Source organism: Lysinibacillus sp. 10T31 (assembly GCF_056394365.1).
Genome location: NZ_JBFTHS010000079.1, coordinates 1 through 15,008, shown reverse-complemented (window position 1 = coordinate 15,008; position 15,008 = coordinate 1). Strand labels below are relative to the sequence as shown.

The 15,008-nt window shown below is 35.2% G+C and carries 15 protein-coding genes and 1 pseudogene; 11 read left to right on the top strand and 5 right to left on the bottom strand.

Annotated elements, in window-relative coordinates; translation table 11 throughout:
* Nucleotides 1-164: 164 nt before the first annotated feature.
* The 3 genes from AC1DCY_RS25400 to AC1DCY_RS25390 all read right to left on the bottom strand — a co-directional run bounded on the left by AC1DCY_RS25400 (nt 165) and on the right by AC1DCY_RS25390 (nt 2,142).
* Entirely contained in the window at nt 165-590 is a 426-nt protein-coding gene (locus AC1DCY_RS25400; RefSeq protein WP_477354967.1) for a GNAT family N-acetyltransferase, read from the bottom strand.
* A gap of 18 nt (nt 591-608) precedes the next feature.
* Nucleotides 609-1,151 (bottom strand): GNAT family N-acetyltransferase, encoded by a 543-nt coding sequence (locus tag AC1DCY_RS25395; RefSeq protein ID WP_477354964.1) that lies wholly within the window; start codon nt 1,149-1,151, stop codon nt 609-611.
* A 121-nt stretch (nt 1,152-1,272) separates the two neighbouring features.
* Nucleotides 1,273-2,142 (bottom strand): cation diffusion facilitator family transporter, encoded by an 870-nt coding sequence (locus AC1DCY_RS25390; RefSeq protein ID WP_477354961.1) that lies wholly within the window; start codon nt 2,140-2,142, stop codon nt 1,273-1,275.
* A gap of 435 nt (nt 2,143-2,577) precedes the next feature.
* Here AC1DCY_RS25390 and AC1DCY_RS25385 point away from each other — a divergent pair, with 435 nt between their 5' ends.
* The 4 genes from AC1DCY_RS25385 to AC1DCY_RS25370 all read left to right on the top strand — a co-directional run bounded on the left by AC1DCY_RS25385 (nt 2,578) and on the right by AC1DCY_RS25370 (nt 5,958).
* Entirely contained in the window at nt 2,578-3,330 is a 753-nt protein-coding gene (locus tag AC1DCY_RS25385) for a GNAT family N-acetyltransferase (RefSeq protein ID WP_477354958.1), read from the top strand.
* A 285-nt stretch (nt 3,331-3,615) separates the two neighbouring features.
* Nucleotides 3,616-3,945, top strand: a complete 330-nt coding sequence (locus tag AC1DCY_RS25380; protein WP_477354955.1) for a cupin domain-containing protein — start codon at nt 3,616-3,618, stop codon at nt 3,943-3,945.
* A gap of 85 nt (nt 3,946-4,030) precedes the next feature.
* Nucleotides 4,031-4,714 carry a VOC family protein gene (locus AC1DCY_RS25375; RefSeq protein ID WP_386843556.1) on the top strand — a complete coding sequence of 228 codons (684 nt, stop codon included), beginning with the start codon at nt 4,031-4,033 and terminating at the stop codon, nt 4,712-4,714.
* A gap of 251 nt (nt 4,715-4,965) precedes the next feature.
* Nucleotides 4,966-5,958: a zinc-dependent alcohol dehydrogenase family protein gene (locus tag AC1DCY_RS25370; RefSeq protein WP_477354951.1), complete on the top strand. Its 993-nt coding sequence runs from the start codon at nt 4,966-4,968 to the stop codon at nt 5,956-5,958.
* An 82-nt stretch (nt 5,959-6,040) separates the two neighbouring features.
* Here the strand turns inward: AC1DCY_RS25370 and AC1DCY_RS25365 are convergent, their stop codons facing one another.
* On the bottom strand, nt 6,041-7,036 hold the full coding sequence (locus AC1DCY_RS25365; protein WP_477354948.1) for a PLP-dependent cysteine synthase family protein: 996 nt from the start codon (nt 7,034-7,036) through the stop codon (nt 6,041-6,043).
* A gap of 441 nt (nt 7,037-7,477) precedes the next feature.
* On the opposite strand from AC1DCY_RS25365, the gene AC1DCY_RS25360 reads away from it, so the two are divergent.
* Nucleotides 7,478-8,923, top strand: a complete 1,446-nt coding sequence (locus AC1DCY_RS25360) for a DEAD/DEAH box helicase (RefSeq protein ID WP_376076445.1) — start codon at nt 7,478-7,480, stop codon at nt 8,921-8,923.
* A gap of 904 nt (nt 8,924-9,827) precedes the next feature.
* Here AC1DCY_RS25360 and AC1DCY_RS25355 read toward each other — a convergent pair.
* Nucleotides 9,828-10,823: a PLP-dependent cysteine synthase family protein gene (locus AC1DCY_RS25355; RefSeq protein ID WP_477354945.1), complete on the bottom strand. Its 996-nt coding sequence runs from the start codon at nt 10,821-10,823 to the stop codon at nt 9,828-9,830.
* A 509-nt stretch (nt 10,824-11,332) separates the two neighbouring features.
* On the opposite strand from AC1DCY_RS25355, the gene AC1DCY_RS25350 reads away from it, so the two are divergent.
* From AC1DCY_RS25350 to AC1DCY_RS25325, 6 genes and pseudogenes are all read left to right on the top strand, one after another.
* Nucleotides 11,333-12,091, top strand: coding sequence for a formate/nitrite transporter family protein (locus tag AC1DCY_RS25350; protein ID WP_477354942.1), 759 nt, complete (start codon nt 11,333-11,335; stop codon nt 12,089-12,091).
* Nucleotides 12,092-12,368: 277 nt separating this feature from the next.
* The gene (locus tag AC1DCY_RS25345; RefSeq protein WP_477354939.1) at nt 12,369-12,638 is read left to right on the top strand and encodes a hypothetical protein; all 270 of its coding nucleotides are present in this window, start codon (nt 12,369-12,371) and stop codon (nt 12,636-12,638) included.
* A gap of 237 nt (nt 12,639-12,875) precedes the next feature.
* Nucleotides 12,876-13,301, top strand: coding sequence for a GatB/YqeY domain-containing protein (locus tag AC1DCY_RS25340; protein ID WP_387082104.1), 426 nt, complete (start codon nt 12,876-12,878; stop codon nt 13,299-13,301).
* Between the two features lie 149 nt (nt 13,302-13,450).
* On the top strand, nt 13,451-14,041 hold the full coding sequence (locus AC1DCY_RS25335; RefSeq protein ID WP_477354936.1) for a TetR/AcrR family transcriptional regulator: 591 nt from the start codon (nt 13,451-13,453) through the stop codon (nt 14,039-14,041).
* Nucleotides 14,042-14,107: 66 nt separating this feature from the next.
* Entirely contained in the window at nt 14,108-14,785 is a 678-nt protein-coding gene (locus tag AC1DCY_RS25330; RefSeq protein WP_477354933.1) for an SDR family NAD(P)-dependent oxidoreductase, read from the top strand.
* 109 nt (nt 14,786-14,894) lie between these two features.
* A pseudogene (locus AC1DCY_RS25325) lies at nt 14,895-15,008 on the top strand (transposase); the annotation flags it as partial.

Genomic DNA, 15,008 nt, shown 5'->3' with positions numbered 1-15,008 from the left:
GTAGCCCTATCTGCTATATGCACTGGATAGGGAGGGGTAATGGGATACCCCAATCTTGAGAACTGTTCAAAACAGAAATGGACTGCGAACGCATAGTTACTCAGGAATCCCACTGACATTAGTCAGCTTGTCCCTTTAGGGGTGGGAGTATCAAAAGGAAAATCCTATGAAAGATCCTTTTTTAAATAGTAATGCTTATGATCCCTTCCGACGTTGTCCAATGTACCGTAGATTTGATATCCGTGATTTTGATAAAAATCTAAAGCTTGAAAACTTAAAGTATCTACCTTTATGAAATCACATTTATTATTCAAAGCAATTTGTTCAATTTCTAATAACAATTTAGATCCATAGCCTAGTCCACGAATATCCTCATCAATCATAAGTGTATGTATCTCTAACCAATTCCAACAAATTTCCCCCAATATACCACCACAGATTTGATCATTTTCATCTGTAAGGAAGAGGCTAATTTCTTGATATCGACCTCTTAAATCTTTTGGAAAATGTTTTAAATTGTATTCGTAAAGCTTATTATCAATCAAAGATTTTTTACGTTCATTTTGTTCTTGTGAGATTTTGTATTGCATAAATTTTTTCCTCCTTTTTTATAATGGGATATTTCGCTGCCAAATCATATGATGGCTATTTTCATTCCAATAATGTTCCAATAAAAATTGTGGCTTCCCAAATTTTTTCTGCCAAAAAATTTGAGCCTGTTTGTAGCCACTATCTAAACAAAAACCTTTTACATTTTTCCTCTCTAACGTAGTGACCATTTTTTGAAATAATAATGATCCTATCCCACGTTTTTGATAGTTAGGGTGGACAAAAACCGTCCCAATCTCAGGAAAGTCTGTTAGATCTTCCTTTACTGTTTTTTGAATCAATTCATTCGCTACGCCATATTCAATTGTACCAATAATTTCCTCAGTATCCTCATTTATTGCTATCCAGAAAAATCGTTTTTCTCCTTGGCTCTCCAAATCCCATTGTAAATAAAGTTTTTTTATTTCCCATTCATCTTTTTGATCATCATGTAGCCCTGAAAGACCTTCTTTTGCAAATGTATCGGTAATCACAAGAAGAAAAAACTCATGCAACTTTTCAGTATCTGTTGGCTGAGGACGTTTTATGTTAATTCTCTCCAAATAGCATCCTCCTTTTAGAATGAATGTAATATTATTGTAAATGATAAAATGAAAAAGTTAAATGTATTTAGCATTTAAACAAATAACCAGGTACTTTTAAAAAGACCTGGTCATTTGCAAATCATTCATTTGTTTTTTCATTCTCCGGTTCTATGTGAATAAGAATATTGGCTTGATGAAAAAGGTTATTAATCCTTTCTTCAATACGATCACATAAATCATGAACGGTTTCAATGCTTTCATTTGATGCTACGACTAAATGGAAATCGATGTATTCTTCCGCACCAGAACGTCTAGTTCGAAAATCGTGATACTCAATGTATTCATCTTTAAATGATTCAATAATTTGAATAATTTGGTTTTCCTCTTCCTTTGATAATCGTGCATCCATTAATGGAGGAAATGTTTCTTTCATCAGTTTGAAAGCTTCCACCATAATATAACATGCTAATATTATTCCGATTATCGGGTCTAAAATGTACCAACCAGTTAAATGGACAATCAATAAACTCAATGCAACACCCAATGATGTATAGACATCTGTAAGTAAATGCAGTGCATTTGATTTCATGGCAACAGAGTTGGTATTCTTTGCAGTTCTATAAACAATCCTTGATACAACAAAATTAATAAAGGCGCCAAATAACATGACCAGTATACCTAAAACTGGGAGTTTGATTGGTGTGGGAGTGACAATTTTATGAATACATTCATAAATAATCCAAATCCCGGCAACAAAAATTAAAAGTGTTTCAATTGTTCCTGAAATATTTTCAACCTTTCCATGTCCGTAGGGGTGCTCTTTATCAGCTGGTTTACTGGAAATTCGTACGGAGAGAAAGGCAATAAAAGAGGCGAGTAAGTCTAGAAGTGAATGGATTGCCTCCGATAAAATTGCAACTGATCCAGTGAACAATCCAACGATATTTTTTAATATGACAACAGTAGAATTACTTAAAACTGATAAAAATGCAATTTTTGATGAATTCACCTGAAATCACCTCCTGATATATGTAGATCTATGATACCAAGTAAACTTTGAGTGGGTCTATAGCAACGTTTTTTCCTAATTCCTATTAAATAACTAGCGTGAAAAAAAGTTGTATAAAGGAAAATAATTAACCATTTTTAATGAAAATTTATATACCCGAAAAATGGGATTGATTCGCTAGCTACGGCCTTTGAGAAAATAGCGTCATAAAGCAAGAGAAGCATACTGACTATATTATGTGTAGATGTGATAAGGTTAATTTAATCTAAAAGAATATCTAGGATTTGATAACTGTTAGTTTTCCAATTGTTCATTTTTTTGCCGTGAAATCTAGAGAATAGTTAATAAAATTGAAAAGGAATTGCCATCCATTTTTTACCTTCGATATAATAAATAGTGGTACCAAATTGGGTTAGTAAAGGGGCGGATAGTAGAGTGGATTATATTCAAATTACTAGGAACAATGTTGAACAGGAGCATATATGTTGCGCTCTTGGTTCGAAGCAATACGAGGAAGCGGTAAAGGAAAAGAAAGAATGGTTGATGAACCGTATGGATGAGGGGCTAGTTTTTTATCGTTTAAACGACCGGGCAAAAGTGTTTATTGAATATTTACCGGCAAATCAAGCTTGGGTTCCTATCGATGCACCGAATTATATGTATATTAATTGCCTATGGGTTTCTGGCAAATACAAAAATCAAAACCATGCTAGACGATTGTTTGAGAAGTGTAAGGAAGATGCATTAGCGCAAGGGATGGATGGCATCGTACATATAGTAGGGGAGAAAAAGCTTCCATTTCTAAGTGATAAGCGTTTTTTTGAACATTTGGGATTTAAAATTGTAGATCAAGCAGCACCTTATTTTCAGCTAGCTGTCTATAAATTTAACGATTGTGCCGATGATCCTTCCTTTAAACTGCAGGTGAAAAATCCTTTATCTAATAACAGTGGTATTGTGATATATTTCACTGCTCAATGTCCGTTTGCAGTAGGCGTTATAAATGATTTAAAAAAATTGGCAGAGAAAAGGGGCATTCCTTTTCATGCATATCAACTAATGACGAAAGATGAAGCACAGAATGCACCTATCATATGGACTACCTTTGGACTGTTTTACAATGGTGATTTTATGACACATGAAATCCTAAGTGCAAACAAGTTCGAAAAATTATTAAATACATTATGAAAAGGGGATTTATCTCCTTTTCAAGAACACTAAAATTAGAGCAAATAAACAAATACCTATAATAGAACCTAGAGTAAACGACCAAGAAAAATAATCGAAAAAGATGTATGCAATTAATAATGCCAGCATATAGCCGAGAGCAGTGCCCAGCAATTGTTTTTTGATATTCAACGATCCCACCCCTTACTGCGTGATAGTTAATATACTTATTTATATTTTATAGAAATATTAGGTAAATATCCATAGCAATCAAAATTAAAGGAAGGCGATATCAGTTTCGAAAATTTGCAACAGTATGCTGAACATTATATATGGGGAGAACAATGTGATGGCTGGCATTTAGTGAAGAATAATGACCTCAGTATTATTCATGAGCGTATGCCTGCTAAAACAGTAGAGGTAAATCATTATCACCATCAAGCACAACAATTTTTCTTTGTGCTATCTGGAACAGCAACAATCGATATCGACGGAGAACTAATTGTGTTACAAAAAAATGAAGGAATTGAAGTTCCACCCTTTAAACCGCACCAGATGCGTAATGATTCAGAGGAAGAGGTAGAGTTTTTGGTCATTTCACAACCAAATAGTAGAGGCGATCGTATCCAACTATAAAGTAATTTTCATTCTTTTGCATGAGGTCTGTATTTATTTTAGTAAGTATAGTAAATGCTAACAATTGCAAAGGAGATGTTTTACGATGAAGATTACAAAGGTGAAACTATATGTGTATGATGTACATAAAATGAAGGAATTTTACTGCAATCATTTAGGATTTACATTAATAAAGAATACAAATAATTTTTTTGATATAGCTGTTGGCGAAAGTATTATCACTTTTGAAAAAATACCGTATTTGGTAAAAAAACAATATCATTTTGCGTTAAATATTCCATGTAATTTATTTAAACAAGCGAAAAGCTGGGTAAAAGAATATGCAGAATTATTATTTTCGGAGGGACAGGATGAAGTATATTTTGATACATTAAAGGCTCATTCTTGTTATTTTTATGATCCAGAAGGAAATATTATTGAGCTCATTTCAAGACAGGAAGTAAATCCAAAACAGGATGTAGAGTCTTTTTCACCCGAGCATATATTAAATATTGCCGAAATGAATTTAACGACGGATGCTATTTATTCAGTAGCCGATAGTTTAAAAGAATACGGTATAACTCCAATGAATCATAAGGAAATTCACTCAAATGCTCTCACGTTTATGGGGAATTATGAGGATGGCGCAAATTTACTTTTAGGACCAAGTGAACGTGTTTGGTATTTTTCTAACAAAAAAGCAATTGTTAGTCCTATTAAGATAGAAATCAATAAAAACCTACAACTATGCATGACCGAAGATGGCGATTTTACCATTTCACAGCTTTAAAAACACCATCAGACCATTAAGTCTCCTTATAATTATCATTGAATAAAAAACATATTGTATATTTATTCGAAAAGTAATTAGGGGAATATTTACTATTCGCGATAGCAAAGAAATTAAGCGGGAGAAAAGCAGCTCATATAATCCCGATTGGTGAAAATTAATAATCGGTGAGGATGAAGAAAGCTCTCCTGAAGGTTTTATTTTGGAGTAGTTGAAAAAATGCTATTAATCAATCATAAGGAGTTAATTTTTTGAAAGCAAAAAGCATTAAGTTATATGAATTTGGAAGTCCACGAGAGGTTTTGAAGTTCGAAAATAAAACGATTCAACCTCCTCAAGAGCAGGAAATTCTTGTTCGAATGTTGACACGACCTATTAACCCTTCTGATTTAATACCAATATGGGGGAGTTATGCTCATCGAATTTCTTTACCAACTATTCCTGGCTATGAAGGGGTCGGTATTGTAGAGGGTGTAGGTCCATATTTTTCTCAAAATCTTATCGGAAAGCGTGTATTACCTTTACGAGGAGAAGGAACTTGGCAGGAGATTGTAAAAACAAGCGCAGAATTTGCAGTGCCTATTCCAGATTCTATAGATGATTTTACTGCAGCACAAATGTATATCAACCCAATGACAGCTTGGGTAACTTGTACGGATATATTACAATTGCAGCCAAATGATGTTTTATTAGTGAATGCTTGTGGGTCTGCAATTGGACATATATTTGCTCAACTAGCAAAATTGTTAGGTTTTCAACTAATCGCGGTAACGAGAAATAATAGACATACGGACGATTTAATTCAGCTTGGCGCTTCCTATGTAATAGATACTTCAAAAGCACCGCTCTATGAGACAGTAATGGAACTAACAAATGGTAGAGGTGCTGATGCTGCTATTGATTCTATTGGAGGGGCAGCAGGCAATGATCTTGCTTTCTGCCTGAAATCTGGAGGGGATTTTTTAGCTATTGGTCTTTTATCAGGTGTACAAGTGAATTGGCAGAAAATCGTTAAAGAGGCAAATGTAAAGGCAAATATGTTCCATTTGCGTCATTGGAATAAGCAAGTATCGGTAGAAAGATGGCAAGATACATTTCATCACTTAATCCATCTAGTTAATAGTGGTAAGTTAAAAATGATGGCGGTTGATTCTCATTATGATTTGTTAGACTTTAAAAACGCGATAACGGCCGTTGAATCGTCTAAAAATACTAAAGGAAAGATTTTTTTAACAAGTTATTAATATGAACGAAGGGTAATTTATTTTACCCTTCGTTTTTATAGTGTGTCTATGCAAGTGTGCTACTCTTAACTAACGCTTTTTTCTAAAATAAATCTGTTGATAAATATCGCAGACCAGTATCAGGTAGGATAACGACAATTCGTTTTCCTCTGTTCTCTGCACGTTTTGCAAGAGCTGTGGCGGCAAATAAAGCAGCACCTGATGAAGTACCTACTAATATACCATCTGATTTCGCAACTGCGCGTGCCGCCTCATAAGCTTGTGCAGTTTCTACCTCCAGTACTTCATCAATTATTTCTAAATGAACATTCGATGGTACACGAGCCTCGTCTGCATCGGAGAAGCGGTGAACACCTGTGATTTCAATGATATCTGGATTATCAACTGTTGCAATGGAATTAACAGCAGGCTCTACACCAATGATCTGGATATTTGGATTTTTAGATTTTAAGTATGCACCAGCACCACTTATCGTACCACCTGTGCCGATTGTTGCCACAAAGATATCAATTTGTCCGTCTGTATCCTCCCAAATTTCAGGACCAGTGGTTAACTTATGAACATTTGGATTGGCATCATTATCAAGCTGATTTAAAAACACAACATTTTCTTCTTGTTCAACGACCGTTTCTCGAAATACTTTAATCGTTTCAACAAAGTCACCCTCTGTTTCCTCAAAGGCAGCTACCATTTCTGGAACATCTGAAAAAGGGACAACCTCCGTGCCGTATGCATTTATAACTTTCGTACGCTCTTCACTAACTCCATCCTGCATGTGAATTCGAAGCTTATAGCCTTTTGTAGCTGCAATTGCTGCTAGACCAATACCAGTATTGCCACTTGTTGTTTCGATTATTGTTTTATCCTTTGTCAATACACCACGAGCTTCAGCATCCTCGATCATCGCTTTTGCAACACGATCTTTTACACTGTTAGCAGGATTTAAATATTCTAGCTTTACGATAATTTCGGCTTCTAGCTGTTGCTCTTTTATATACTGATTTAATGCTAATAGTGGTGTATGACCGATTAATTCTGTAATAGATTGTTTAATCTTATTCGTTACAATTTGACCCATCTCAATCAACCCCTTATCTTTTGCCTACTTAACAAACTTGTTTTGTGGGAATTGATGGAATCGTATCACGATAAATCCTTATAAGTAATAAAATTTCAGATAGAAAGATTGAATATAGTAATAGAAAAAAATAATTAATTAAAATTGCTAATACAACGTCCTTCTTTTATGAATAGGTAACATGTAAGTGCACTATATACATGTCATGATCTATCTATTCACAATGCAAGGACTGGATCATTCCATCTGTTCAAATTGTAAATATTTTCGCAGGAGAATGTCTTAGAAAGCCTAATGGATAGAAAGTAAACTGATAATTCGGAAAGTTGTAATAACTCCGAGAGTAGTTATTATTCACTTTCGTATGTATAATGGGAGTCTATGTTAGGTAATTATCTTTCAGAAATAGTAAAAATAATTGAACATAAATGAGGCTTAATTATGAGTAAAAAAAGGTTTAAAGATTATGAATTAAGTAATGAAATAATAATGGCACTGGATAGCTTAGGATATGAACAACCAACAGAAGTTCAGAGTAAGGTCATTCCGTTAGCATTAGCAAAAACAGATCTTGTTGTAAAATCACAAACAGGTAGTGGAAAAACTGCATCTTACGGGATTCCAATTTGCGAAGCCATTGATTGGCTAGAAAACAAACCGCAAGCCTTAGTGTTAACTCCGACAAGGGAGCTTGCTGTTCAAGTAAAAGAGGATTTTACGAATATTGGCAGACTGAAGCGCATTAAAGCAACAGCGGTTTATGGAAAACAGCCGATTGCCATTCAAAAAACAGAGCTAAAGCAAAAAACACATGTTGTTGTTGGTACGCCGGGACGCATGTTAGATCATATTGAAAGAGGCACGCTTGTCTTAGACAAAATACGTTATCTTGTCATTGATGAGGCGGACGAAATGTTGAATATGGGGTTCATAGAACAAGTCGAAGCCATTATTAAACAAGTGCCTCAAAATCGTGTGACGATGTTATTTTCAGCTACGTTGCCAGAGAAGGTAAAAGACTTAGCTCTTAAATATATGAAAACACCTACTGATGTAGAAATTCAAGCTACGGGATTAACAACAGATAAAATTGATCATTCCCTTTACGTAGTGGATGAAGAACTAAAACTATCCCTGCTGCGCAAAGTTACGATTGTTGAAAATCCAGATAGCTGTATCATTTTTTGCCGCACAAAGGATAGAGTCGATACGTTATGTGAGCAGTTAATCAATTTCGGATATAGCTGTGATAAAATTCATGGCGGTATGATACAGGATGTACGACTTGAAGTGATGAATGATTTTAAAAGAGGCGATTTTAGATATTTAGTTGCCACAGACGTAGCGGCTCGAGGGATTGATATTGATAATATCACACATGTCATTAACTATGATCTGCCATTAGAAAAAGAAAGTTACGTCCATCGTACGGGAAGAACTGGACGAGCAGGTTTAAAAGGGAAAGCAATTACGCTTGTAACGCCGTTTGAAGATCGTTTTTTAAGTGAAATTGAAGACTATATTGGTTTTAAAATTCCAAATAAAGTAGTGCCAACTGAAGAAGATGCTTTAAAAAAGAAAGCAGCTTTTGAAGCGAAAATGGATATTGAACCAACCCTGAAAAAGGCGAAAAGTGAAAAGCTGAACGAGCAAATCATGAAGCTATATTTTAATGGTGGTAAGAAAAAGAAGCTAAGAGCTGTAGATTTCGTCGGGACGATTGCCAAAATCGATGGTGTAACAGTCGAGGATATAGGCATTATTACCATTACAGATGCTTTTACTTATGTAGAAATATTAAATGATAAAGGCCCGATTGTTTTAAAAAACATGAAGAAAACAACAATCAAAGGTAAGTTATTGAAAGTATATGAAGCCAATAAGTAGTAAGCGGTAAGCTTTGATAGAGTTGAGGGTCAAGTGGAAAAGGTGCTTGCATTTATATTGAAGTTAGTATAAAAAACAGCCAGTTCGCGGTATTTCACCGGGGACTGGCTGTTTATTTTGTTGAATATTAATTGGACGCAGAATCTCGAAGTATATACTTTTTACAACAAGCACTTAAATCCAATTTAACCCAATTGATGTAAAATTTTATGTTTTTTTAAAAAATCATCTTGAAAATGGCTCTACACCAAAATCTGTTCTTGAATCAGTATATATTGATAAAAAAACATGGAACGGAGGGCGGCGACTTCAGCGGGAAAAGCGTGAGAGCTGAGATCAACTGATGATGAAATCAGGGCAACACGCATATTCTTACGATTTTTGATTATTCGATAAAGAGACAACCGACAGTAAAATTCAACTTTCGTTAGACATGATGAACCAACTGCCACTATTAAAACAGCCGACGTATTTATTGTGCGATAGCTGATATACATCACGTACGATCATTGAAGCCGCACTCTCAAAAGGCACGCATGTCATCGGCGCACTCAAAACGAACCGTATTTTGTATCCACAAGGCATCTGTATTCAAGCCAAACAATTCGCAACGCATATCAAAAAAGATGACACCGATCTCGTGACGATTGGTGGGAAAGTGTATCGCTATGAAGGTGCCTTAAATGATATTGAATACGGTGTCGTACTTCTATGTTGGCATCAAGCGGCATCGATGCTTTCGCACAAAAAAATCTGCATGCCTAAGCACAAAGCCGATTCCGGACGCAATTATGCCGAGACATAATTGATCAAGTTATTAATATGAACGAAGGGTAATTTATTTTACCCTTCGTTTTTTTTTGGGTGTCTAATTCTAATGCGCTTTTCTTCGGCGCGCTTGTTTCTAAAATAAATCTGTTGATAAATATCGTAGACCAGTATCGGGTAGGATAACGACAATCCGTTTCCCTTTGTTCTCTGGGCGTTTTGCAAGGGTTGTGGCAGCAAATAAAGCAGCGCCTGATGATGTACCTACTAATAGACCATCTGATTTCGCAACTGCACGTGCAGCCTCATAAGCTTGTGCAGTTTCCACCTCGAGTACTTCATCAATTATTTCTAAATGAACATTCGATGGCACACGAGCCTCGTCAGCATCAGAGAAGCGGTGAACACCTGTGATTTCAATAATATCTGGATTTTCAACTGTTGCAATGGAATTAACAGCAGGCTCTACACCAATGATCTGGATATCTGAATTTTTAGATTTTAAGTATGCACCAGCACCACTTATCGTACCACCTGTACCAATCGCCGCCACAAAAATATCAATTTGTCCGTCTGTATCCTCCAAGACTTCAGGACCAGTTGTTAACTTATGAATATTTGGGTTGGCATCATTATCAAGTTGATTTAAAAATACAACATTTTCTTCATGTTCAACGACTGTTTCTCGAAATACTTTAATCGTTTCAACAAAGTCACCATCTGTTTCCTCAAAGGCAGCTACCATTTCTGGGACATCTGAAAAAGGTACAACCTCCGTTCCGTATGCCTTAACTACCTTTGTACGCTCTTCGCTTACACCATCCTGCATGTAAATTCGAAGCTTATAGCCTTTTGCAGCTGCAATTGCTGCTAGTCCTATACCAGTATTGCCACTTGTTGTTTCGATTATCGTTTTATCCTTTGTCAATACACCACGAGCTTCAGCATCCTCAATCATCGCTTTAGCAACACGATCCTTCACACTATTAGCAGGATTAAAATACTCTAGCTTTACAATAATTTCGGTTTCTAGCTGTTGCTCTTTTACATACTGATTTAATGCTAAAAGTGGTGTATGACCGATTAATTCTGTAATAGATTGTTTAATCTTATTAGTGACAATTTGACCCATCCCAATCAACCCCTTTAATTTAGCCTACTTAACAAACTTGTTTTGTAGGAATTGATGGAATCGTATCATGATAAATCCTTATAAGCAATAAAATTCCTGATAGAAAGATTGAATGTAGCGATAGAAAAAAATAATTAATCCAATCTACAAATTAATTTTTCCTTGGTGTAGTAATAGGAGAAATATGGATTTTATTATTGACAATGCTTCTATTCGAAAGTGAGTAGCCTGAAACAAAAATTGATGTCTTCTTAGCGATAAATTCTAACTAACCCTTTTTAATCCAAATAAACTAAAAGAGATCCTAAAGTAATCTTTAAAGTGCATGAATATAAGTATATTTGGAGGAATTTACTTTAAATTTGCTAATTAATGATATTTTGGAATAATATTTGTTAAAATGTAAGCCTTGTATATAAGTTGGTTAGAGTGGAAACTGGGTGACTACTTGAGACTAGCGTTAAAAATGAGCTATTAAATTAGCTTGATGTTGTTTGGGAGATGAAAGAATGAAAGAAACAATTTCTTCAGTTTGTATAACAGCTGAAACAAAAATTAACATGATGAAGCAAAAGCCTGTTAATTATTTATTGTTAGCTATTTTTGGCGGACTTTTTATCGGATTTGGAATTTTGCTCATCACTACTATTGGAGGCTTATTAAGTCCAGCTGGCGTACCGAGTATGAAGATCGTACAAGGATTAGCATTTGGTGTGGCACTTAGTATGGTCATGATGGCTGGGGCCAATTTATTTACCGGTGATAATCTAGTGTTAACGGTTAGTACACTATCAAAAAAATCATCACCATTAGAGATGTTGAGCATTTGGACATTTAGTTACATAGGAAACTTCTTTGGTTCTCTTTTAGCAGCAGCATTATTTTTTTACTCGGGGCTAGCAAGTGGAGACATAGCAGCTTACATTGAAAAATTGGCTACAGCTAAGATGAGTGGTAGCTTCGTTGAACTTTTATGTCGAGGTATTTTATGTAATTTGCTTGTATGCTTAGCCGTATGGTGTACCTATAAATTAAAAACAGAGACTGGGAAATTAGTGATGATTTTCTGCTGTATTTTCCCTTTTGTCACAATTGGATTTGAGCATTGTATAGCAAATATGACATTGTTTTCCCTTGCTCTTTTAGTACCTCATGGTGAACTCGTATCGTTTGCTGGAGCCATTTCAAATTTAATACCTGTAACACTAGGTAATATTATCGGGGGAGCTGTTATTGGTTTTGTCTATTGGGTAAATGGTAGAGACTAATAATTCACTGGATATTGCTATTGCAGTCAGTATTATTTCCTCGGTTGGAAGTAATGGCAATTTGAAAAGTGATTGTAAGGTCTCCTGCAATTAAATTAACGGATGAATACTTGACAAACTTCATTTATTAATATTTTGACTTTGGAATAAACGATAGATAGAATGACAGGTAGAGTTGCTAGTGTAACTCTACCTTTTTTATTTATGTCAATGTAATTAATGCTGTGAAATTAATAGATTATGTAATGAATATAAAAGAGAGCGGAGGAATTCAAAAATGGAACAAGAAGTAAACCAACATACGATCCTTCAAGCAATTTTAGAGCTTTCGAAGCAGATGCAAGACATGAAATCAGATCTTCAGCAACAGATTGAAGCGGTCGAAAAGAGATTAGATGAAAAAATTGAAGAAGTGGAAACAAGATTAGAAAAAGTTGAACAAAATTTAAGTCGAAAAATTGATCTTGTAGATGCAAAATTTGAAATATTATCACTGGATTTATTAACGACAAAAGCTGAAGTATCAATGTTAAAACAGGTAAGATAGTAGCAAGTATACCTTGGCATAATTGTAGCTGTCGCTTTGCTTTCGCTACAGAAAACATTTGCCGCTGTCGCTTCGCTTTCGCGCAGATAAACAATGCTTCCAGGCTTGGCTGTGCTAGCACAAAGACTAACTATGCCCACATTCAACCCACCACATAACTTCCTAAATTGGCTTACCGTATCCCTTAAGGTTACGGTATTTTTTTGTTATAATAAATGTAACGAAGGAGTGAAAACATTGTTAAAAACTGAGGTATTTGAACAATTAAAACAGGCAATGAGAGAAAAGGATGTATTAGCAAAAGGCGTATTATCACTTTTGAAATCTGCCCTAGACTTAGCTGAAAAAGAAAAGGGAGAAGCTTTATCATCAGAAGAGGAAATGGCTATTATAAATCGTGAAGTCAAGCAAACAAATCAGGCGTTAGAAGGTGCTCAAAATGCAGGGCGAGCTGACTTAATAGAAAAAGAGGAAGCGAAATTAGCACTTCTCAAAACATTTTTACCGAAGCAATTAACGGAAGAAGAAATTGCAGAAAAACTTGTGGCAGCTGGCGTTGTAAAAGGGATGAACATGGGGGAAGCAATGAAAATTGCAAAACCTTTGTTAACTGGTCAGGCTGAAGGCGCTGTTATTTCAAAAGTTGTGAAGGGTCTCATTTAATGTCGTTAGAAACAACCTCCTACTCTGAAGTAGTAAGAGGTTGTTTTTTAAGCTCCTGCATTTTTTGTTCCACACTAGTATCTCTATTTGCCAAAAAATGAAAATACCTATATACTAGTTATTAACCACTGGTCAATAAGGAGGATAATATGTCGCCACGTAAGCCGTCAACAAAAGATTTGACGAAAGAAATGATTATAAATGAGGCTCATAAGCAATTTATCACGAAGGATTTTCACCAAGTATCAATGCGTAGTATTGCTAAAGAGCTCGGTTGTAGTCATGGGGCTATTTACTATCATTTTAAAAATAAAGCAGAAATATTTTATGCGATATTAAGTGACTATTTTTCTGAACTAAATAATACTTTAGATGAAAATATGAACGGTCCCGAAGATCATAACACTAAACTACTGAATGTTTTTGTAGGCTATATGGCGTTTGGTTTAAATCATCAAAGCCAGTATGAATTAATGTTTATCATGAGGGATAGTGAAATTGATGGGCTTTCGCAAGAGGCAGCGAACCTTAGTTATGCAAAATTTTCACAAGCTGTACAGTCCTTATCAATGACAGAACTGCTGATTTCAGATATACATTCTACATTCATTGCTCTTCATGGATTTGTTACTCATTATCGTCATTATGTAAAAAATTATGAGGAAGCGAAAGAAGCAGTGGATATACATGCAAAATATCTAGTCAAGGCTTTAACACATATAGAAAGTAGCTCTAGTTAAAAAATCTAGAGCTTTCTTTTAATAGTTATTTGACCGGTGGTTAATTAATGAGGGGAGGAATAAAGTTTGCAAACAGCATTAGTTATTGGGGCATCTGGTGGTATGGGGTATGCACTAGTAAATGAACTAGTAAGTCGAAATTTGCAGGTGAAGGCATTTGCTAGAAATAAAGAAAAGTTAGTTGCACTTTTTCAGTATCACAAAAATGTAGAAATTATTTCGGGTGATGCATTTAATGAACAGGATTTGATGAAAGCTTCAAACGATGTGGATATTATTTTTCATGCTATTAGTTTTCCGTATCAAGATTGGGAAAAGCTTCATATGAGATGCTTAGATATGGTGATTAAAATAGCCGAGAGGCGAGGAGCAAAGGTAGCACTTGTAGATAATATTTATGCATATGGAAGACAATCGACAATCCCTGTAATAGAGCAAGCTAGAAAGGAACCACAGACGAAAAAAGGGAAAATTCGTTTAATGATGGAAAATAAATTAAAAAACAGTAATGTACCCTCGTTAATTGTACATTTCCCGGATTTATATGGACCAAATGCAGAGAATACAATACTTTATGAAACGTTAAAAAATGTAGCACAAGGTAAAAAAGCTAATTTTGTAGGAAATATGCAGGTAAAAAGGGAATTCCTTTATACAGTTGATGGTGCAAAAGCTATGGTTGAGCTTGCTTTACAGATTTTCCGAACGGGAAAGCCCAATCCTTCAGGTGTGGGATGTGAGTGAGGTCGGATACGGAGTGCTACTAAAAAACTGAAAGGTTTGTGGTACTTCAAGTATCCGAAAATTCCGCACTTTTTTGTATGTTGCATTTATAAATAAAGCTGATACATTTAAGTTGAGAGAGGAATTTCCTCATCTTCAACATTTGCCAAGCCAATGAACACATTCCTATTTTGTATCTACCGCAGGAAACGTATCGAGTGAAATCATCAAGCATTATGTGGAA

What these genes read in the sequence shown, in the direction of transcription:
- AC1DCY_RS25365 (WP_477354948.1), bottom strand. Translation starts at nt 7,036, where the DNA reads ATGGGTCAAATTGTAACGAATAAGATTAAACAATCTATTACAGAATTA.
- AC1DCY_RS25350 (WP_477354942.1), top strand. Translation starts at nt 11,333, where the DNA reads ATGAAAGAAACAATTTCTTCAGTTTGTATAACAGCTGAAACAAAAATT.
- AC1DCY_RS25400 (WP_477354967.1), bottom strand. Translation starts at nt 590, where the DNA reads ATGCAATACAAAATCTCACAAGAACAAAATGAACGTAAAAAATCTTTG.
- AC1DCY_RS25335 (WP_477354936.1), top strand. Translation starts at nt 13,451, where the DNA reads ATGTCGCCACGTAAGCCGTCAACAAAAGATTTGACGAAAGAAATGATT.
- AC1DCY_RS25360 (WP_376076445.1), top strand. Translation starts at nt 7,478, where the DNA reads ATGAGTAAAAAAAGGTTTAAAGATTATGAATTAAGTAATGAAATAATA.
- AC1DCY_RS25375 (WP_386843556.1), top strand. Translation starts at nt 4,031, where the DNA reads ATGAAGATTACAAAGGTGAAACTATATGTGTATGATGTACATAAAATG.
- AC1DCY_RS25345 (WP_477354939.1), top strand. Translation starts at nt 12,369, where the DNA reads ATGGAACAAGAAGTAAACCAACATACGATCCTTCAAGCAATTTTAGAG.
- AC1DCY_RS25355 (WP_477354945.1), bottom strand. Translation starts at nt 10,823, where the DNA reads ATGGGTCAAATTGTCACTAATAAGATTAAACAATCTATTACAGAATTA.